At 58.8% G+C, this 19,849-nt stretch carries 16 protein-coding genes; 3 read left to right on the plus strand and 13 right to left on the minus strand.

Going from position 1 to position 19,849, the window contains the following annotated elements; genetic code table 11:
- Positions 1 to 16 precede the first annotated feature (16 nt).
- From HBO05_RS12150 to HBO05_RS12165, 4 genes are all read right to left on the minus strand, one after another.
- A complete protein-coding gene (locus tag HBO05_RS12150; protein WP_172312774.1) occupies positions 17 to 1,318 on the minus strand; it encodes an MFS transporter in 1,302 nt (433 codons plus the stop codon).
- A gap of 32 nt (positions 1,319 to 1,350) precedes the next feature.
- Complete coding sequence (locus tag HBO05_RS12155; protein WP_020300804.1) at positions 1,351 to 2,139, minus strand: SDR family oxidoreductase; 789 nt, start codon at positions 2,137 to 2,139, stop codon at positions 1,351 to 1,353.
- Positions 2,140 to 2,305: 166 nt separating this feature from the next.
- A complete protein-coding gene (locus HBO05_RS12160; RefSeq protein WP_020300805.1) occupies positions 2,306 to 3,337 on the minus strand; it encodes a hypothetical protein in 1,032 nt (343 codons plus the stop codon).
- A 51-nt stretch (positions 3,338 to 3,388) separates the two neighbouring features.
- Positions 3,389 to 4,666: a cytochrome P450 gene (locus HBO05_RS12165; protein ID WP_020300806.1), complete on the minus strand. Its 1,278-nt coding sequence runs from the start codon at positions 4,664 to 4,666 to the stop codon at positions 3,389 to 3,391.
- A gap of 182 nt (positions 4,667 to 4,848) precedes the next feature.
- Here HBO05_RS12165 and HBO05_RS12170 point away from each other — a divergent pair, with 182 nt between their 5' ends.
- Positions 4,849 to 5,514: a TetR/AcrR family transcriptional regulator gene (locus HBO05_RS12170; RefSeq protein WP_020300807.1), complete on the plus strand. Its 666-nt coding sequence runs from the start codon at positions 4,849 to 4,851 to the stop codon at positions 5,512 to 5,514.
- A 98-nt stretch (positions 5,515 to 5,612) separates the two neighbouring features.
- Here HBO05_RS12170 and HBO05_RS12175 read toward each other — a convergent pair whose 3' ends face one another.
- The 8 genes from HBO05_RS12175 to HBO05_RS12210 all read right to left on the minus strand — a co-directional run bounded on the left by HBO05_RS12175 (position 5,613) and on the right by HBO05_RS12210 (position 16,852).
- On the minus strand, positions 5,613 to 7,217 hold the full coding sequence (locus HBO05_RS12175) for an NAD(P)/FAD-dependent oxidoreductase (RefSeq protein WP_020300808.1): 1,605 nt from the start codon (positions 7,215 to 7,217) through the stop codon (positions 5,613 to 5,615).
- Between the two features lie 97 nt (positions 7,218 to 7,314).
- On the minus strand, positions 7,315 to 8,136 hold the full coding sequence (locus tag HBO05_RS12180; protein ID WP_032904481.1) for an SDR family oxidoreductase: 822 nt from the start codon (positions 8,134 to 8,136) through the stop codon (positions 7,315 to 7,317).
- 30 nt (positions 8,137 to 8,166) lie between these two features.
- Positions 8,167 to 8,985 carry an enoyl-CoA hydratase/isomerase family protein gene (locus HBO05_RS12185; protein WP_057005042.1) on the minus strand — a complete coding sequence of 273 codons (819 nt, stop codon included), beginning with the start codon at positions 8,983 to 8,985 and terminating at the stop codon, positions 8,167 to 8,169.
- Positions 8,982 to 9,953: a hypothetical protein gene (locus HBO05_RS12190; RefSeq protein ID WP_020300811.1), complete on the minus strand. Its 972-nt coding sequence runs from the start codon at positions 9,951 to 9,953 to the stop codon at positions 8,982 to 8,984. Before HBO05_RS12190 ends, HBO05_RS12185 begins: the two co-directional genes overlap by 4 nt.
- A 46-nt stretch (positions 9,954 to 9,999) precedes the next feature.
- Positions 10,000 to 12,531, minus strand: coding sequence for an MMPL family transporter (locus HBO05_RS12195; protein ID WP_020300812.1), 2,532 nt, complete (start codon positions 12,529 to 12,531; stop codon positions 10,000 to 10,002).
- A gap of 35 nt (positions 12,532 to 12,566) precedes the next feature.
- On the minus strand, positions 12,567 to 13,697 hold the full coding sequence (locus tag HBO05_RS12200; RefSeq protein WP_020300813.1) for a YCF48-related protein: 1,131 nt from the start codon (positions 13,695 to 13,697) through the stop codon (positions 12,567 to 12,569).
- A 95-nt stretch (positions 13,698 to 13,792) separates the two neighbouring features.
- Positions 13,793 to 15,160 (minus strand): DUF1329 domain-containing protein, encoded by a 1,368-nt coding sequence (locus HBO05_RS12205; protein WP_020300814.1) that lies wholly within the window; start codon positions 15,158 to 15,160, stop codon positions 13,793 to 13,795.
- Positions 15,161 to 15,190: 30 nt separating this feature from the next.
- Positions 15,191 to 16,852 (minus strand): DUF1302 family protein, encoded by a 1,662-nt coding sequence (locus tag HBO05_RS12210; protein WP_057005041.1) that lies wholly within the window; start codon positions 16,850 to 16,852, stop codon positions 15,191 to 15,193.
- A gap of 419 nt (positions 16,853 to 17,271) precedes the next feature.
- On the opposite strand from HBO05_RS12210, the gene HBO05_RS12215 reads away from it, so the two are divergent.
- Together HBO05_RS12215 and HBO05_RS12220 are read left to right on the plus strand one after the other, a co-directional pair.
- Positions 17,272 to 18,117, plus strand: coding sequence for an SDR family oxidoreductase (locus HBO05_RS12215; protein WP_020300816.1), 846 nt, complete (start codon positions 17,272 to 17,274; stop codon positions 18,115 to 18,117).
- A gap of 64 nt (positions 18,118 to 18,181) precedes the next feature.
- A complete protein-coding gene (locus HBO05_RS12220; RefSeq protein WP_172312776.1) occupies positions 18,182 to 19,066 on the plus strand; it encodes a DMT family transporter in 885 nt (294 codons plus the stop codon).
- Here the strand turns inward: HBO05_RS12220 and HBO05_RS12225 are convergent.
- Positions 19,063 to 19,848 (minus strand): tyrosine-protein phosphatase, encoded by a 786-nt coding sequence (locus tag HBO05_RS12225; protein WP_020300818.1) that lies wholly within the window; start codon positions 19,846 to 19,848, stop codon positions 19,063 to 19,065. The two genes, HBO05_RS12220 and HBO05_RS12225, sit on opposite strands and share 4 nt — an antisense overlap.
- Between the last annotated feature and the right edge of the window lies 1 nt (position 19,849).

Below are 19,849 nucleotides of genomic sequence, written 5' to 3' on the forward strand. Positions count from 1 at the left end.
TCATCCTCAAGTGGGTTCAGGCATGTGGTCGTAGCTGGAGGTTTTGCTGACGGGCGAGGAATTTTGGCTCCATTCTCAACCACAGCAGAATGGTCGGGCCGACAATGGCGCAGCAGAAACAGCACACCAGCACAGCGGAATAGCTGCCGTACAGGTCATAGAGATGGCCGAACAGCATGGGTACCAGACCGGAGACAATGGTGATCAGGCATAGGTGCAGACCAAATATCCGCGCGTAGTCTTTCAAGCCGAAATAGCGCGCCATCAGGAATGCCGCCAGATCGAACTCAGCTCCGGCACTGGCGCCGATGCACAGGGTCGCCAGCACCAGCAACGGTGTGTTTTGCGCCCCGCCAAAGAGAAAGATCGCGCAGCCCAATGCGGGTAGCGCCAGGCTCACGGCGGCCACTACTGAAGGTGAATAGCGGTCCAGCAGATAACCCACCAACAAGCGCCCGCCGATGATGGAAATACCAAAGGTACTGAAGATCTGACTGGCTTGCTGCGCACTCAGGCCCTTGCTTTGCAGCATCGGCACCATGTTGGTGACCATGCCGACGGTCAACGACACCGACAATATCAATGCAACGTTAAAGCCCCAGTACATCCCTGAGCGCACTGCTTGTTTGAAGGACATGCCGGACAGCTCCGGAAGTTCCTTCTGCGTTGTCGCGTCAGGACTGGCGAGCAGCGCCGGCATGCGCAGCCACATCAATGACAAGGGCAACGTAAACAACAAAGGCATCGCCCCCAGCGCAATAAACCCGGCTTGCCAACCGTAGGCGGCAATCAGCCGCGACAACAGCGGTGGCAGAATCATCGCCATCAGCCCGGTGCCACACAGAATCACGGCCAGCGCCAAACCACGGTTACGCTCGAACCAGAGGTTGACCAGTTGCGTCCAGGTGATCGCAATGGTTCCGGCACAAATGATCGGCATGCTGAAAAACGCCAGGTACAACCAGCCGATCGAACCCTCAATCCGCGTGATCGCAAAGTAACCGACGATCTGCAGCACGATCGAAACAATCGCTACCCGGCGCAGCCCGAACCGAAGGTACAGCCAGCCGACCAGTTGCGTGGAAATCGCCACACCGGCGAACAGAAAGGTGATGGAGGCTTGCAAGTCGCCCCGGCTCCAGCCGAACGCCTGTTCCAGCGGAATCACCAGGGTGCCGAAGGCGTACAGCAACGCAGCGGTAATACTGGTGCAGATGCCAAACAGGCCCAGGACAACCACGCGCCAGCCGCGCTTGAACTCGGAAAAATCATTGCCGGCGTGGGCCGTGGTGTTGCTACTGCGTGTATCCGATGTCATGACCTGACTCCCATCGCGGACGTGCGGGTTGATTAATGGCCCTTGAGGATTTCTTCGACCTTGGGCAGCGCGATCATGGTGGCGCCGCCATCCACCAGCAGCGAAGTGCCAGTGATATAGGAAGCCTCGTTGGAGGTCAGAAACAGCACGGCGTTGGCAATGTCGGCGGACTCGCCCAGACGCCCTACCGGGAAATGTGCAGCGAGTTTATGCGGCAGTTCATTGCCCAGGGTTTCGAGCATGTGATCAGTGCCGATCAGTCCGGGCTCGACGACGTTGACCAGAATATTCATGGCACCGAATTCCACCGCCAGGCCGCGGGCGAAGGCATTCATGAAGGCTTTGCTGGAACCATAGGCAATCAGGCGAGGGGTGTATTTGCGGTTGGCTTCGCCGGACGAGATGAAAATCAGCCGGCCTTTGTCGGCTGCTTTCGACAGATAAGGTGCGCAGTCCTTGGCCAACCAGAACAACGATTGAATATTGCTGCGAACGATGTGATCAAACGTATCATCGGCCATTTCGGCGATCAGCCCGTGACTGGTATCGGCAGCGCAATGCACCACGATGTCCAGGCCACCAAAGTGCTCTACACCATCTTGCACCATTGACTTGATCGCCTCGCGGTCGGCGATGTCGCCACCGACCAGGCAGGCTTGCGCGCCCAGGGCCTTGATCTGTGCGATCGTTTCTTCACCGTATCGAGCGGTGCGTGCCGACACCACCACCTTGGCGCCTTCTCGGGCATAGGCCAGGGCAATGGCGCGACCCATGCCTCGACCTGCACCGGTGACCAGCACGACTTTGTCGCGGAATTTCATCGTGATTCCTCATTGTTGTTATTGGTGGAGGCTACTGATACAACGCGTACGCTCCCCTGTAGGAGCTGCCGAAGGCTGCGATCTTTTGATCTTGCCTTCAAAAGTCAAAGTCAAAAGATCGCAGCCTTCGGCAGCTCCTACAGGGGTAAAGGTTTCGGTCAACTGTTTACAGGTCTTTGCCTGGCACATTGCGGGCCGAGCCATTACGCCGGTCCGATTCACCCCAGCCCAGCCAGTGTGAAGGCTCACGGGTATCGCCAACCCGACGCCAACGGCCTTCCTGCTGCGCAGTGATCGGGAAGCCACCGACGAAGTCGATCATCTCGCCCTTCTCATCAGGCAAAAACTCCCACTCTTCCTTGCCTTCCAGCACGATTTTCGCGGATTTGAGGAAGTAGCTTCCGTCCTTGTGTTCGGTGTTTCCTTCGATATCGGTGGTGACCCGAACCTCGCCTTTTTCATTGTTGAAAATGGCGTAGCCCAAGTGGTCGTGACCGACCATGAAAGAGCCGGTATCCCAGGTGCCATCTTTATAAACGGTGACGAAGGACCACCAGATCACATGCTTGTTGTTGTTCACCACCAAGTCTTTCTTGAAGTGAATGGCGCCGCCTTCGGCCATGTAGAACTGGTCCAGCGCCATGGCGCCTTTCACCGGACGCCCCTCGCAGACACCGGCGATATCCCACAACTGCGAAACATAAAAGGTGCCCCATTCCACGCCTGGCAGGTACCACTGCAAACCTGGGCCAAGCAGTCGGCCTTCGAGGTGAAACAGGCCTTCTTCCTTCCAGGTCAGGCGTTCGCTGCTGGCGGTGATCTCCCAAGAGTTGCCGGGTTCGCCCGGGTGGCTGGCCCAACGTGCGACATCGCCTTCCAGGCTGTGTACCGGCAGTGGTGTCAGCGCCTGGCGGGCCATTTTTTCGTGGTCCATGCGCAGGTTGACGTTATCGACGTGATTGTTCAGGTAGAAGAACTTGGTTGGGTTGGGGGTGCCATTGGGCGCCATCAGCGACCGTACGAATGAGTAAATGTTGCCTTGCTCATCGCGCACAGAACCGAACGGCGAACTTTTGCTCAGGTGCAGGCCGAAGAAGCCGCGTTCGGCTGACATCGAAGCGCCGGTGACCTTGTGCGGCCCAACCAGTTGTTGAAAGCCGAAATCACCGCGTTCTGGAATGGTTTTAAACGTTCTCATGATGCCCTCTGTTGTTTTTGTTGAGGCAGGGAAACGGGATTACAGCGTGATTCAGTCCCAGATCACCGGGAGCGTGGACACGCCTCGCAATTGCGCTCCGCCGATCTGCGGGACGGGTTGGCTCGGGTCGAGTCGCAAGTTGGGAAAGAGGTCGAGGATGGCGTTGACAGCGCAGCTGATTTCCACTTTGGCGACGAACTGACCGATACACATGTGCGGGCCGAAGCCAAAACCAAAGGAGGGTTTTGGCTTGCGATCAATGTCGAATACCTCAGGGTTTTCAAACGCATCTTCGTCGCGGTTGGCGGACACCACCATGCACTGGACGAACGAACCCTTGGGGATTTTCACGCCGTGAAATTCCACTTCCCGGGCGGTTTCGCGCACCTTGAAAGTGGCCACGGGTTCAAAGCGCGTGGTTTCGTCCATCAGCTTGCCGATCAATGAGCGGTCGGCCTTGACGCGTTCCAGCAAGCCGGGCGTGGTCAAGAGCAAAGTCATTACCGAGCCAAACATGCGCGTGGTGGTTTCGCCCGCGGCTGGCAAAAGCGAGCGAGTGAAGGTGATCACCTCGTGGTCATCCAGCGTGCGCCCTTCGTACTCCGCGCGCAGCAAACGCCCGACCACATCATCGCCCTGGCTGCCCTCGGCACGACGTTGCACCACCACCTCGGCAAGCGCGTCGTACAGACCTTTGACAGCGATGCCGGCCTGACGTCGCGCTTCAACCATTTTGCTCGGGTCAATCTGGTTGCCGCCGACAATGGCCAAGGCCCACGCGGCGTATTGCTTGTACTTGGAGGGCTCATCCGAGGGGAAGCCCATCAAAGCGTACATGACGCGAATCGGCAGCTCGAGGCCGAACTTCATCAAGTCGGCCTTCTTTGCCGGCAACATCGGCTGGATGTACTCCTCGCGAATCACTTGATCGATCTGCGGGCGCCACTTGTTCACGGTCTCCGGCATAAAGGCCGGTTGCAGCAAGGCGCGCACCTTACGGTGCTCGTCACCGTCCATGGCAAGAATGATCAAACCATCGAAAAACGCGCCAAGACCTTCGGCAATAAAACCGCTGGTATAGGTCGCACCATCGCGCAGGACAGTCATTACATCCTGGTATTTGAACAAGGCGAAGGTCGGGCGAGTGCCCTGCTGGGTGCCGGCATTCGTCGGCACGCCAAACTGGGTGATGAAGTCGCCTTCATAGATGGGCGATTTCAGCCGTTGCTCGCGGCACACCGCGTGAATATCCAGGTCGGTGCCCCGATACATTTCCGACACAGCGGAGTATGCGGTTGCCAGGTCCAGTGCTGCGCTTTCGTTGCTCATCAGGAGCTCCTGTCTTGTTTTTATTCTTCTTGCACACCAAGATTGTCCGGCTGCCGACCCATGGTATGTGGTTGTGTCTGCGCCGGTAGTCCGCTTCGTTTGACTTGGGGTCAAACGAAGGCCCCCGGGGAAATGCTTCAAGGTGTGAATAACCTGGCCAAAACTGGCATGAGGAGGACGAGGTGGCGGTAAAGGCAGGAGAAGGTGGCGAACAGGGCAAACGCAATACGATGAATCGCCTGCTCGCGGCAGCGCGCGTGGAGTTCGCCAGAAAAGGCCTGGCCGGTGCGCGCGTGGAAGAAATTGCCCGGGAAGCCGGCGTTACCAAACAGCTGGTCTACCACTACTACAACTCCAAGGAAGGCCTGTTTGTAGCGGTACTGGATGAGTCTTCGGACAACATCATGTCCGAGCTGGTCAACCTCAATGTCGAAGAGCTTTCACCGCCAGTGGCGATGCGCGCCGTGCTCAACCATTTTTTTGACCAGTACCGTCTGGACCCCTTCCTCGGCAGCCTGGCGCTGGAAGGCATTCGCTACCATGACACCCACGAAACACCTCGCAACCATTTTCTGGAAATGGCACCGAAGCTGATCGCCAAGCTCGACGCGATTTTGTTGCGGGGTGCGGCCAGTGGTGATTTTCGCGCAGACATCAACCCGCGCCTGTTGTTGGCCAGCGCTTCGCTGGTGACTACTGGCTGGTTCACCAACCGCTATTCGATGTCGGCACTTGCCGGGCTGGATACGGACTCGGAGCAAGGCATGGCCACCTGGCGTCAGTACTCGGCGGATTTTGTGCTGGCGAGTATTTCGCTGGGCGCAGAAAAAAACGTCGACGGCGTTTAAGCACCGTTCACACACTCTCGCCCAATGAGCTTTCCCTGTGGAAGCAGGCTTGTTCCCACAGGGGGGGTTGCTTAGGGGCTTGGAATCAGCGACCCGCTTCAGTCAGCCTTTTTACGCAAATACTTGCTCACCCGCTTGGCCGCCAACCGCCCGGCCATGCCGTTTACCCCACCGCCCGGATGAATGCCGGCACTCCCTAAATACAGTCCCGCCACCGGCAAGGTATCGCCTCCCAAACCGTACGCCGGGCGCATGGTGCTCGAGCGCATCGAGGTGGTGTCGATATGCACCACGCAGCCATTCACCGTGTTCAAGCGCGCAGTAAAATCCGGAGCAGCCTCGATATGTCGGCCAATCACCTGCCCCTCGATCCCATCGATGTAGTCATACAGCTGTTCCTGCACCTGGTCGGCCACCCGCTCACGCAGCGCGTCCCAACCTTCATTGGGATTCACCGGCATCACCGGCGGATAGATGTACAACACATCCTGCCCGGTTGGCGCTTGTGAAGGGTCGGCCGCACTGGGTGCGGCCACGGTGATATAGGGCAACTTCGGTACTTCACCACGGGCGCAGGCGGCGAAGTTTTCCAGCACGGCTTCTTCGGTGCCGATCAGCATGACGGTTTTACGCAAATCCACGCCATCGCCGCGAATGGCAGCAAAACGCGGCAAAGAAATCTGCCCACGCAGGGCAACATCCACCTTCAATGGTCCCGACCCTCTGCCGTTAGCAGGTGCCATGGCGATACGGGTCAGCAGGTGTTGAGGGATTTCACCACGGGTAACCATGTCCAACGCCGGCTTGGGGTGGCAGCCGGCAATGACCGCACGTGCGGTGAACTGACGACCATCAGCCAGTTTCACGCCTTTGATCAGACCGTCCCTGGCAACGATTTCACTGACGCTGGCCGACACCAGCACTTGCCCGCCCAGCTCTTCCAGTCGAGTCTGCATGGCATTGCTCAACTGCTGCATGCCACCCAATACCCGGCCCACGCCAAAACGATGAAGGAAACCGAGCAAGGCGTAATAGATGCCACCGCCATCGGCGCTGATATCCCCTGCCAGCCCAGTGAGTGCACACATCGCGGAAATGGTCACCGGATGCTCGAAGCGCTCACGTGCCGCCTGCAACGCGGAGCCTGTCATCAGCGCCATCAGCTCGGGTTTCAGCGCTTTGTGTTTGATGGCGGTGCCAAGCATTTTCAGCTTCACGCCGAGGTTTGTTTTGGCCGGGTCGACACGCATCATCGGCAGCGCGATATCGAGGAACATGTCGATGACTTTCATGAACTGCAGAAACGCCTCGGCATCCTTGCTGCTGAACCGGCGGATCTCGGCGGCGGTTTTCTCGCGATCGCGCCAGAAGATCAGAGATTGGCCATCCGGATGCAAGTACACATACCCCGGCGCAAGCTCTATCGATTTGAAACCGTGTCGATCAAGTCCCAGCTCCGCTGGCACATGGGAATGCACGCGCATCGACATCATGTCCAGGGCACAGGGATGAACCAGATGCTGCGGCGCTTCGGGTATCAGGTAACCCGAGGAGGCCATCCCGCCGACCTTGTCCAATGCCTCCAGAACCAGCACCTTCTTGCCTTCCAGGCCCAGGTAGCAGCCAGCCGAAAGGCCATTGGTGCCACCGCCGACGATGATCACATCAAAATCCGTAGTGCTCGCATTTTGGTTCTGGTTCATCAATTAATTCCAAGTCGAGTTCAACCACAGCGGCGCGCGGCGGCTATGGCGGCAAAGATCAGCCGCGGCGCACCGCACGGGATGCGCCGGGCAAGGGTTACATGCCGGTGCGGCCCATCTGCGCAAACAGCGCGCGCATCGCCACCAGGGAGGGGGTGTGGCTGCTGAAACCACCATCAGCGACCAGCGTGGTGCCCGTGACAAATGAGGATTCGTCACTGGCCAGGAACGCCACCACATCGGCAATCTGCCGAGGCGTGCCCAGCTCGGCAGTGCAGTGGTTGTCGCGCAGGATGTCGAGCAAGGGTTCAGGCATGGCGTGTTCCGAAGGCGCCAGGCCGATCTGCACGGCGTTGCCGCGAATGCCTTGTTTGCCGTATTGCGAGGCGACCATGCGCGGCAGCATCATCAGCCCCGCCTTGGAGGTGGCGTAGCCGGTCAGGGACATATCGCCCTGCATGCCCAGACCCGAGGTGGCGAAGATAATCGAGCCCTTGCCGTTCTCCAGCATGACCGGAATCACATGCTTGGTGCACAGCACCGCGCCACGCAGGTTGACGGCGATGGCGCGGTCCCAGGCCTGCATGTCGAGGTTGACGAAATCGCGGTCTAGCTGACGTTGCTCGGCGTTCAGGATCGCCGCGTTGTTGTGCAGAATGTCGATACGGCCGAAATGCTGTTTAACCTGAGCAACCATCGCGCGCACGGCGTCTTCCGAGGAGACGTCGGTGGCGATCGCCAAGGCTTGATGCCCCTCGGCGAGGAGTGACTGGGCCACAGCTGTGGCCCCCTCGAAATTGATATCGACCACCGCAATACTTGCACCATGCGACGCCAGCACCCGTGCGCACTCAGCGCCCAGGCCGCCACCGGAGCCGGTAATAATGGCCACTCGTCCTGCCAGTTTTCCTGTGCTCATGCTCTGTTCCTTATTGTTTTGAGTGGCGCTTTACTCGCCGGTAAATCGCGGTTCGCGCCGTTCACTGAACGCCTGGGCCGCCTCGCGGGCATCCTTGGTCGGGGCCAGCAAGGCGAACAGATCAAGCTCCAGGTCCAGGCCACGTTTGAGGTCCATGTCCAGCGCCGCCCGTGCTGCCTGTTTGACAAACGCCGACGCGGTGGGTGGTTTGACGGCGATGCGCTGAGCAAAGGCCCGTACTTCGTCCAGCAGGCTGGCGTTGTCGCTGGCCAGGCGGCTGACCAGACCAATGCGCTGCGCTTGTTCGGCGCCCACCCGGTCACCGGTGAGCAACATGTCCAATGCCTGACCCGGCGCCACCACTCGGGACAGTCGTTGCGTACCGCCGCCGCCGGGAATCAGCCCCAGGCCGGTTTCCGGCAGGGCGAACACGGCATCGGGCGCGGCGAAGCGGATGTCACACGCCAGCACCAGTTCCAACCCACCGCCCATGCAATAACCATGAATGGCAGCGATCACCGGTTTGCTGATGCCATCCAGCGCTTCGATCCAGCGCACCTGTTCCATGCGCTGCCGCACTTGCAGGCTCGATTCCGGGCCACGACGCTCCTTGATATCAGCACCCGCACAAAAGCCTCGCTCACCTTCCCCGCGAATCACGATCACGCGAATGTCCGGGTCTTGCTGCAACAGCGCCAGTGCTTGCGGCACGCCCTGACGAATATCGTCGTTGATGGCGTTGATCTGCCGGGGCCGGGTCAGTACCACCCAACCCACCATGGCATCACGCTCAAGGCGCACCGCATCGTTGATCAAAACGGGAGACTGCGGTTCTTGCGCTGTGCTCATACAGGGCACTCCTCGAACTCGAAGACCTGGCCATTGAGTTCTTGTGGGTCGATCTTGATCAACGCACGGCCGCCGACGGCCTCGGAGGATTCGATCCACTGGAACCGCGTGCCGCGTGACCGCAGATCCTCGGCCTTGGCAGCCAGATCGTTGACACCGATGCGGATGTAGTACGGACCCGGCCCCCAGTTATTGACGTAGTGGCCGGCGTCGGTGTTCCAGTAGGTCGCCTCGAGGACATCGAGGGTGGCACTGTTCGGCACGGTGAAACCCATACGCGCACGGCGGTAACCTTCGCTGCCGATGCTCTCGACCGGCCCGCTCGGTTCCCAATCGAGGTTGGTCGAGACCTTACGCAGGGTTTCATCGAGGTCGCGTACCAGGAAGCCACGGGCGGTGACGCGGACCATGTCGCCGGGCTTGAGATCACGCGGCTGCATCGGTGGCAACTGATACGTTTCCGGCGGCATCTGCAAAGGCTCGGTCGGCATGATCTCAATGCACAAACCGCCATCCACCGTGGGCTGGTAATACGGTTGCTCGGGAGTGGCACCCAGCCATAAGCGGTCGAAGGGCATTTCCGGGGTGCGCTGCGCCATGCGGAAAGGCAAGCGACGACGCATCAGTTTGTCTACCAGCGCGTCGAACTTGTCCCCGTGCAGGGCCAGCACGATGGAGTGCGTGATCATCGGCCGATGATGCCCCTGGAAATCCTTCAGGCTTTCCAGAAAGTCATGGAACAACGGATCACCGGGGTTCGGCCGATCCAGGTGCCACTGCGGTTCGATGCGCGTAGGCGACACCGCGAGGGATTTGTGTACCCGCAGGAAATGCGCAATATACGGGTGATTATCGAACGCCTGGCGCCAGCGTTCGTGTTTGTAGATGCCGAGCTTGTCGACCAACATTTCCGTCATGCCGTCCGGGTCCGGAACCATCATGTCGGCACTCATCAATAACTCGAACATTGTTCTCTCCTTGCAGTTGCCAGCCAGGTCTGTGCCCGGCTATTAGTCAGCGGACACGCCGGGGTAAGGCGAGCTCGGTCAATTGGGGTGCAGGTGCGCTGGCCGCGGGTTTGCGCGGTTCCTGTTGGGCGCGCGCGTCCTCCAGATCGAGGGTCACGCCGGCCTTGGAGTTGCCTTTCGGGTTGAGCAGGTAATGCGAGAGGGCCGGGATCAACACCAGCGCACCGAGCATGTTCCACAGGAACATGAAGGTCAGCAGAATGCCCATGTCCGCCTGGAACTTGATCGGCGACCAGGCCCAGGTAATCACCCCGGCGGCCATGGTCAGGCCAACGAGCGCCACGACCCGACCGGTGAAATCCAGCGAGCGGCGATACGCAACCGCCAGGCTTCCACCGCGTTCCTGCACCGCCAGTTGCACACTGAGCAGATACAGCGCGTAGTCCACGCCGACACCGACACCCACGGCGATTACCGGCAAGGTGGCCACTTTCAGGCCGATCCCCAACCAGACCATCAGCGCCTTGCAGATGATCGTAGTCATCAGCAAAGGAATCAGCGCCACCAGGGTTGCGCGCCAACTGCGGAAGGTCAGCAGGCAGAGCAAGGCCGTAGCGCCATACACGGCCAGGTACATGGTGATGATGCCCTTCTCTACCTCAATGTTAGTGGCGGCCTCGATCCCGGCATTACCCGCAGCCAGGAGGAATTCCACAGGCTGCTCGGCGCCAGCGGGTGTGTTGTTTTCCTTGGCGAACTCTTCAGAAACTTTCAACACCCGGCTCAGTGTGTCGGCTTTGTGATCAGCCAGGTAGGCGATCAATGGAGTGACCGAGCACTGCTGGTTGGTGATGCCCGGTGCAGAAATCATCGCGGCATCCACCGCCGAGTTGGTGATCGCCTGGTCGCGGCTGATGCTCAACCATTTCGGGCTGCCTTCAGCCATGCCGGAGCTGATCATGCGCACGGTTTCGGCCAGCGACTGGGTGGTTTGTACACCAGGCGTCTGGCGCAGGCGCCAGGCCAGTTTGTCCATGCTTTGCAGCGACTGGTACAGACGGCAGCTGTCTTCGTTGGTCTTCATGATGACCACGAACTGGTCACTGGAAAGTCCGTAGTGGCTGGTGATGTAGGCGTTATCGCGGTTATAGCGCGAATCCGCACGCAACTCCGGTGCACCGGGATCCAGATCACCGACCTTGAGGTGCATCATCACCACGCTGCCAATCAGCGTCACCACCAGCGATACGGCAATCACCGCCGTGGCCATCGGCCGTTCGGTGAAGCGATCCAGGCCGCTCCACAGACGCCCGAGAAAACCGCGGTTTTCTGCGCCGGCCTGATCTTTGGCGATGGCGATACGCGCGGCTTTCTTACTGACGCCCAGGTACGACAACGCCACCGGAATCAGCAGCAACTTGGTGAAAATCAGCACGGCGACACCAATGCTGGTGGTCAGTGCCAGGTCGCGAATCACCGGAATATCAATGATCACCAGCACGGCAAAACCAACGATATTGGTCAGGAGCGCAGTCAAGCCAGTGAGAAACAAGCGGCGGAAGGTATAGCGCGCAGCAATGTATTTATGGGTGCCACGGCCAATGTCCTGAAGAATGCCGTTCATTTTTTGCGTGCCGTGGGAGATCCCGATGGCAAAAATCAGGAACGGCACCAGGATGGAGTAAGGGTCCAGTTCGTAGCCGAGGAGTTGCATCAAACCCAGCAACCACACCACCCCCGCCACTGCCACGCTCACCAGCAGCAAGGTACTGCGCAGGCAGCGTGTATAGAAATAGACGAACAACCCGGCGATCAGTACCGATGCGCCAAAGAACAGCATGACCGAATACAGGCCGTCGATCAGGTCGCCCACCAGCTTGCTGAAACCCACAATGTGGATGCCCACTTTGTCACTTTCCAGCGAGCGAATCTGCGCTTCCAGTTGCTTGGAAAAATCACCGTAATCCAGGGGTTGTCCGGTCTGCGGATTGGTATCGAGCAGCGGCGCGACAATCATGCTCGACCGGCCGTCGTTCGCCACCAGGTTGCCAATGATCCCGGAACGCATAATGTTGCGGCGCAAGGCCGTGATCGATTTGTCACTGCCGTCGTAATCCGATGGCATGACCGCACCGCCATCAATGCCCTCCTCCGTCACTTCTTTCCAGCGAACGATGGGCATCCACAGCGATTTCATCCAGGAGCGGTCGATGCCTGGAATCAGGTACAGGGTGTCGTTGACCTTTTGCAGCGCCAGCAGATAGTCGGCGTCGTAGATATCACCGGATTTGTTTTCCACCACGACGCGAATGCTGTTGCCCAGGCCTGGCAACTGGTTTTTATACGCCAGGTAATTCTTGATGTAAGGGCTGGAGCTGGGAATCATTTTTTCGAAGCTGGCATTGACTTGCAGCCGTGTAGCGAAGAAGCCCAGCACCACAGTGGCGAGCAAGCAGGCAACGACGACCACCATGCGATGACGGAATATGACCCGTTCAAACCAGCCACCGGAGTTTTTGTCAAAGTCCTCCAGGTTGGCAATCACTGGCATCCCGCTGTTGAATTTTTGCTCGACCATTTTTTCTTTCTCGTAGGGGAATCGTGCCGGGGGCTTTAGTTGGCCTGGGCGATATCGATGACCTTGGCGCCGCTGAAGCGCGTGACAAGCAGGCTCCCAGCCTGTTTGGTGGCACTGGCTGCATACACCTCGCCTACCCGCGCATCTGCCAGCGGGGTGACCTGCAAACTCTGCCGGTCAACGCTGACCAGTTGCCCACCCTGGCTCACGACGATCAAGGCATCACCCTGCTCGACAATGCTGACCAGGCTGCTATTGAGATTGGTTGCCACAGGCTGCCATTGCTGGCCGTCATCACGGCTGGCAAACAGGTTGCCGCGCAGCCCGTACGCCAGCAGCAGACCGTCGAAGGCGCGGACGCCGAAGTAAGTGCCGGTGTAGGGCGTATCGATTTTCACGAAACGTTGTTGCGGACCATCCAGACGCAGCAGCAAACCCTGCTCCCCGCCGATGTAAAAAGTGCCCGCTTGTTCCGCCAGTCCATACAGGTGCATGCGCCGATCGTTATCACTGCGCTCGGTCCACGGCTGCCAGTTCTGGCCGTCATCCGTGCTGTGCAACAACATGCCGAAGGCACCCACGGCAAATCCGTTGCCGTGCTCATCGAACATCACATCGAGAAAGGGTGCGGCCAACACGTCCGGCGTCGCCGAGGTACTGGCGGCCATAGCCACTTCCTTAAGCATCTGGGCTGCGGCTTCATCACCTTGTTCGGCCCGTGGGCCGTAGTAAGCGTTGAGCAAGGTCAACAAGCGGCGCCCGTCGAGCTGCACTTGCCAGCTTTGACCGCCATCGGTGGTGTGCATGACCACCGCATCGTGACCGACGATCCAGCCATGACGCTCGTCGCGAAACCGCACTTGCACAAGATCGCTGGACACCGGGCTATCGACCTGTTGCCAGGTGCGGCCCTCATCGATGGAGCGCTGGATCAACCCGTGCAGGCCGACGCCAATCATCGCGTCGCCCGCTGTGGCGACCGACAGCAAGGGTGCGGGCAGGTGTTCATCGATCCGCTGCGCCGGCACGTCGAGCGAATCGGCCGACAACGCGACGGCGCTGTAGGCAGGCGTCGTCAGCAATGAGCTCGCGCCGACCGCAAACGCGACTGCCAGGAGCAGACGCGAAGTGCAGAGAAGAAAAGAAGCAGGGCAAGGGCTAGTCATTATTTTTATTCCTTAACCATCCCGCGTGGCAAACACACCTGTTCTGCCTGCCCGGCTTGATGCGCAAACCGGCAGGCAGGACAGGCGAAATCACATCAGCGCTGGGTGACCCGAGCCACAATGGCTTCAGGATTCATGTCACGCTCGGAGAGTGGTTTGTCGATGAACTTGTAGCCGCCCTTCAAACCATCGTTGAGCAACGCGTACATGCCTTTGTTGAAGTCATACACGACGTTTTTCACGTTATAGGGAATGTTTTTGTCGTAGAGCTGGACGCCGCTGAGGAAGATCGAGCGATACAACGCGCCGCTCTTGTCCCAGGCGTCATACAGGCCGACGCCGAAAGTATCTTCATCCAGGTAGTAGGTGCGTTTGCTGTAGACGTGGCGCATACCCGGCTTCAACGTGGCTTCCACGACCCACACCCGATGCAGCTCCCAACGCTCGTTCGCCGGGTTGGCGTGGTGCGGCATGAACTGGTCTTCCTGCTTGCCGACGCCGAAGTAGAATTTGTAGGCGTTGTACGGGATGTACATTTCCTTGCGACCGACCAGCTTGTAGTCAAAGCGGTCCTGGCTCCCGGAAAACATTTGCAGTTCGTCGAACAGCGTCACGCCACCCTGGCTGGCAACGGGTGTATCAAAGGCAAATTCCGGTGCGAGTTTTACCCGGCGCTGGCCTGGGGAATAACTGAACGAACGACGGGCCTTCGCCAATGGATCGAGGAAGTCAGTGAGCACCACCACTTCACCGGAGCGCCGCGCCGGATAGTCGTTGCGCGAGAACACTCGTGCGTACATCAGTGGATCGCGATCCGCCTGAGTCACCTGGTAGTACGGGGTTTCTTCGAATGTCGCCTGTTCAGCGGTCTTGGTGATCGAGCCGTTGGCGTCGACTACCCAGCTGTTGGACGAAGTCGTGGTCGAGTAGCCGGTGCCGATTTTGTAGCGCACCTGCTGGTTCCACATCACTTCATTGCCGGTCTTCGGAATCGGGAACGGCAGGCCGCCACGGCAAGATGGATCAACGGCCAGGCCATCTTTCTGGATCGCGCAGCTGCTGGCGTTTCGCACGGTGGCATCGAGTACCGCTTTGGGATAGGCAGTCGTGCGATGGCTTGGGTAAATGTCGATGTAGTAAGTCGGGTATTTCTTGATCAGGGTTTTCTGCCCCTCACTGAGCTTGTCCGCATACTTGTCGACGTTTTTGGCGTCAATGCGAAACAGTGGCTTTTCATCTTTGAACGGATCAACCCAAAACCCGCTGTCGGGCTTGAAACCCGCCGGAGCGGTGGTAAGGCCGCCCTCGTAAGCGGGGATCGTGCCATCGGCGTTACCGGCCTGAATCGCTCCGAACTGCGTCAGGCTCTTACCCAGGTCCGAGGCGTCGCCAGCAGCGGCGGCTGTGAGGCTACAGGTCGCAAAACTCATCAGGACGGCAGTTAATGCAAGTGGACGTTTCATGAACACGTTCTCCGATTCTTGTTTGATTTATCAGAAGGAGGTCTTGAAGGTAAAAGCCAGCCAGCCGCGGTCTTCACCGCCTACGTTGCCGTTACCGGCGACGGTGCCATTGGCCAGGTTCTTCGGTTGGGCCGCTGTGTCGGCATAACGCAGGCCGAACTCATACAGCTGGGCATAAGTGAGTTTGACGCCGACGGAGTAAGCCAGCGCGCCTTCGCTGCCGCCACCGGCTGTTGGTGCGTTGCCATGCAGGCCGTAGTTGACGGTGAGAGGTACATCCATGTCCCAGGAGGGGAAGATCGAGATGTATTGCGGAGTGTAGTTGACCGCGACCGCATAATAATCTTTCGAGGAGCAGCCATCCGACTCGCTGCCGGACCCGGCGATACCTGGCGTTCTGGCATTGGTACAAGCGGCTTTTCCGACACCTTTATAGAGCTCTTCGTGTTCAGTCACGCGATCCAGGTGGCTGTAGGCGAACTCACCCACTAGGGTCGCGTTGTTCGAAATGAAGTTACGCGGCACGCCGTAAACGGCGTTGGCAATAAAGTGAATGGTGTCGCCGCGCGGGCCTTCGTCGTCCAGCGCGCTGACGCCAGTGGCATTCAAGGCACCGTTCATGCGGTAGGACAGTTCAGAGCCGACCGCAATCGTGTTGAAAACCCGAGCAAAACTGACGCCTGCCAGCTTCACGCCACGCGGGTAAACAACCCGGTACGAACCCAGCGCTGCCTTGACCTGTGGGGCCAGCCAAGGCTGGTAGTCGTCGAACTGGCGATAGTAGGCGCCGAACGTCGATTCGACTTCTTCAACGTTGAGTTTGGCCATCACGCCCCAGTTTTTGCCATCGCGACCGAAGCGCGAATCCTGACGCTGCAACGTCGCTCCGTTAGGCGCTACCGGCAGTTGGTCCGGACCTTCGAACAAAGGGTCGGCCGCGCCGAAATAGGTACCCCCATAAGGAATGCGCGTGGGCTCCCATTCGTAGAAGTATTGACCGGCAACCGAAAGGTGATCAGTGACCTGGGCCTTGGCCGAGATCTGCCCCACCGGCAGAAACACTTCCTTGGTTTCGATACCCGGGCTGGTCGAGGCTTTCACGCCATCGCTGGGGGCCTGGGAGTAGGACACGGCGTGAGCGCCGAACAACAGGCTTTCACCCCAATAGTTGGTGTGACGACCGACTTTCACGTTGACCGGTGTGTCGCCGATGTTGAAGTTGCGCCAGACAAAGGCATCGAGAATCTCTCCCGACGGGCCGTTCATGTAGCGCTTCACTTCGTCGCTGTAACGATTGTTGTGATAGCTGGTGGCGTAGCCGGGAACGTTACTTTTCACATCGTGATCGTTATAGGCCTGGTCAAACCAGCCGGCACCACTGAGGCGTCCACCCCACTCGTTGAGGTAGGAAAAGTCGAGTTCGCTCAACACATCGAGACGATTTGTAACAATGTCGCCTTTATCGAACTTGCCGTCGGACTCGTCGAAGTTCGGCGTGTTCATGATGCGACTGTCCTGACTGTCAGTCCGCATGCCCAGGTTGTAGCGGACCGTGTTGTCCCAACGCAGGCGATAATCAGGGTTCGGCAGATCGAAAGAGAGCGCCATGACGCCTTGAGAGCCGCCAACCATCATCAGCGTAAGCGCACCTTGAGCCAGTACCAGCCGACTCTGCTTGGTCTTATGATTCATACACACTACCTTTTATTGTTATTTTCAGTCGCTATGTGCGTTCAAACGGTCGCTCCAGCGATATGCGCTACCCCACAATATCGTTGAATGTCTCGCCTGGACAGTCCGCTGAAGAGGTCTGGCACGCATCCAGACCCACTTTCCTCCTCAGTTGAAAGTCACCGTAACGGATCACAAAATAAAATTCCACATAAAGATTTGCATTCTCCATATAGAATTTCACACCCATCAAGGTGAAGAATCGTTCCAGCAAAGGCGTTTCGCCGGTAAATACTGCACACAAAACAGATAAACGTTCAAATAAACTTTGACGCTTTTGTGCTTTGGGCTTTCAATAGCCCCTGCCATCCCACAGAACGCCTGGCGTTGCGCGGGTAAAACGGCAGTGAACCGCCAGAAGAAAAACAAGAGGAGCCACCATGAATATTGATTTGAGTGCCAAACGCGTGATCATCACGGGCGCTTCGCGGGGCATTGGTCTGGCCATCGCCCGGGCATTCGCAGCTGAAGGGGCGCGGGTAGCGATATGCGCCCGTAGTGCGTCAGACGTCCGGGAAGTCGGCGCGCAACTTGCGGAACACGCCCAGGCGGTGATTGCCCGGGCTGTCGACGTGACGGACAGTGAGGGGGTCAAGGCGTTTGTTGCTGAAGTTGCACACGCGTGGGGCGGGGTCGATGTGTTGGTGAACAACGCCGGTCAAGGCCGTGGCGGCAACCTCGACACCCTCACTCCGGAAGTCATCCTCGAACATGCCAACATTCTGCAGATGGGGCATTTCCGATTCGTGCAGGCGGTGGTGCCGTTCATGCGTGAACAGCGCTGGGGACGGATCATCGAAATCAACGCCTTGGCCGGGGTGATTCCGACGCCCGACGGAATTCCCTCAGTAATCAATCGCGCATCGTGCATCGCCCTCTCCCGCTCATTGGGCATGTCACTGCCCAAAGACAATATCCTGGTCAACAGCCTGAACATGGGTTGGATCGATACCGGTCAATGGGATCGTCACTACAAGGAAATGGGACCTGGCGTCAGTCGCGAGGAGTTCGACGCCATGGTGATGAAGGTGGTACCGCTCGGGCGTTATGGCAAACCTGAAGACGTTGCCGGTATGGCGCTGTTCCTGGCCAGTGAATATGCCAGCTTCATCAGCGCCGCCTCGATTGACATTGCCGGCGGCATGGGTGGGCAGATTGCCTACTTTCCAACCCTCAAACGCGATTTTGCCGCGACGATTGCGGCACGTAACGCTGCCAGCGAATAACACCAAAACATATCGACAAACTCTCCGGTGCGTAGTGCGCACCCTCAACGTTGGCGCCCCCGTGATGAACTTGCTGTTCCCTGTTCTTGCCACGCTGATCTGGGCCGCCAGTACCGTGGTCAATCGCCTTTCGGTTGGGGTGATTGACCCCGCAGCCATTTCCTTTTACCGCTGGCTGGTCGCGTTGCTGGTGTTGTCACCGGTGATGTTGCCCAAGGTCTTGCGGTTGCGGCAGCAGATTCGGCCGCACCTGCCCAAGTTGTGGCTGCTGGGCTTGCTCGGCATGTCGCTGTACCAGTCGCTGGCCTATTTCGCCGCGCACACTGTCAGCGCCACTTCCATGGGCCTGATCCTGGCGACCATGCCCCTGCTCACCGTGCTGCTCGCCTTTCCCCTGCTCAATACCCAACCGACCGCGACGTTATTGGTCGGTGCTCTGGTGTCGTTTGCCGGGCTGACGTGGTTGCTGGCCGCAGGCGACCTGCCCTCGCTCTGGGCACACGGGGTTGGCCAAGGGGAATTGATGATGTTGCTGGCCTCGCTGTCGTACGCGTTGTACTGCGTGCTGGTCAAGCGCTGGCAGATTCCCCTGCCGACCTGGGAAAGCCTTTACGTGCAAATAATCTGCGGCACCCTGCTGTTGGTGCCGCCCTTTGTGCTGGCCCCTTCGATAGCCCTGACAACCGCAAATGTCCCGCTGGTGTTGTTCGCGGGTCTGTTTGCCTCAGCGCTGGCGCCCGGCTTGTGGATGCGTGGTTTGCAAACCCTGGGGCCAGAAAAAACCGCCGTGCTGATGAACCTGGTCCCGTTATTTACCGCGGTGTTGGCGATTGTGTTGCTGGGGGAAACATTGCACCTGTACCACGCGGTCGGAGGCGGATTGATTTTACTGGGAATTGGATTGGCGCAATGGAAACCCGCGCGGGTAGTGACCGAAGTCGTGACCTAGGCGACCAGCAAGGTATCGCGCAATGTCTGCAAGCCTTTCTGGCTCAAACCACTGAAGCGCTGCAGGTAAAGATCCAGTCCACCGTACTCGGCGTCGATCACTGCATACGCAGCATTCAAGTACTCGGGACGGGCATCCAGCACTGCATCAATGGCCGCCTCGCTGACCGCTTGGCCGACCAGGTGGCTCACCGTGGTGCTCATGGCCTGCTGACGCGCCACCTCCAGCTGACTGAAGCGACGTGCCGAGAGCACATAGTCGGCCATGATGTGCTCCGGTGCGACGCCCAGTGCGTGCAGCAGCAACATCACCGCGACCCCGGTGCGGTCCTTGCCCGCCGTGCAATGAATGAGCACCGATGCATTGCGGGTAGAGAACAGCTCGAACAGCGCTGGCAACAACGGCGCCAACAGGTGCGGAAGTTGCCGGTAGACCTCCAACATCATGTTTCGCGCGCCCTGAGTCTCTGGATTATCAGCGAGCATGGCGGCAATCCGTGGGTCGGCACGAACATCACCAAGCACCTCCAGGTGGAGTTGCGCGATAGCCGAATCGGGTACGCCGCTCGGGTAACGCTCACGCTCTGCGGCGCTGCGTAAATCGCAGACGGTTGTCAGGCCGATCCGCCGCAAGGTCTGCCAGTCTTCAGCGGTCAGTCGATCCAGCTGTTCTGCCCGTAACAGGTAATGGTCGCCGATACGACGACCACAACCGGTGGGAATACCTTTGAGGCTGCGAAAGTTATCCGCACCCTGCAAGCGCAACTCTTCCTGCCCGACCATT

The sequence above is a fragment of the Pseudomonas sp. WS 5079 genome, from assembly GCF_012985465.1.
GTDB lineage: Bacteria > Pseudomonadota > Gammaproteobacteria > Pseudomonadales > Pseudomonadaceae > Aquipseudomonas.

Bases quoted from the DNA above. Each gene is read 5' to 3' on its own strand.
- HBO05_RS12150 (WP_172312774.1), bottom strand. From the start codon at position 1,318: ATGACATCGGATACACGCAGTAGCAACACCACGGCCCACGCCGGCAAT.
- HBO05_RS12155 (WP_020300804.1), bottom strand. From the start codon at position 2,139: ATGAAATTCCGCGACAAAGTCGTGCTGGTCACCGGTGCAGGTCGAGGC.
- HBO05_RS12160 (WP_020300805.1), bottom strand. From the start codon at position 3,337: ATGAGAACGTTTAAAACCATTCCAGAACGCGGTGATTTCGGCTTTCAA.
- HBO05_RS12165 (WP_020300806.1), bottom strand. From the start codon at position 4,666: ATGAGCAACGAAAGCGCAGCACTGGACCTGGCAACCGCATACTCCGCT.
- HBO05_RS12175 (WP_020300808.1), bottom strand. From the start codon at position 7,217: ATGAACCAGAACCAAAATGCGAGCACTACGGATTTTGATGTGATCATC.
- HBO05_RS12180 (WP_032904481.1), bottom strand. From the start codon at position 8,136: ATGAGCACAGGAAAACTGGCAGGACGAGTGGCCATTATTACCGGCTCC.
- HBO05_RS12185 (WP_057005042.1), bottom strand. From the start codon at position 8,985: ATGAGCACAGCGCAAGAACCGCAGTCTCCCGTTTTGATCAACGATGCG.
- HBO05_RS12190 (WP_020300811.1), bottom strand. From the start codon at position 9,953: ATGTTCGAGTTATTGATGAGTGCCGACATGATGGTTCCGGACCCGGAC.
- HBO05_RS12195 (WP_020300812.1), bottom strand. From the start codon at position 12,531: ATGGTCGAGCAAAAATTCAACAGCGGGATGCCAGTGATTGCCAACCTG.
- HBO05_RS12200 (WP_020300813.1), bottom strand. From the start codon at position 13,697: ATGACTAGCCCTTGCCCTGCTTCTTTTCTTCTCTGCACTTCGCGTCTG.
- HBO05_RS12205 (WP_020300814.1), bottom strand. From the start codon at position 15,160: ATGAAACGTCCACTTGCATTAACTGCCGTCCTGATGAGTTTTGCGACC.
- HBO05_RS12210 (WP_057005041.1), bottom strand. From the start codon at position 16,852: ATGAATCATAAGACCAAGCAGAGTCGGCTGGTACTGGCTCAAGGTGCG.
- HBO05_RS12215 (WP_020300816.1), top strand. From the start codon at position 17,272: ATGAATATTGATTTGAGTGCCAAACGCGTGATCATCACGGGCGCTTCG.
- HBO05_RS12220 (WP_172312776.1), top strand. From the start codon at position 18,182: ATGAACTTGCTGTTCCCTGTTCTTGCCACGCTGATCTGGGCCGCCAGT.
- HBO05_RS12225 (WP_020300818.1), bottom strand. From the start codon at position 19,848: ATGGTCGGGCAGGAAGAGTTGCGCTTGCAGGGTGCGGATAACTTTCGC.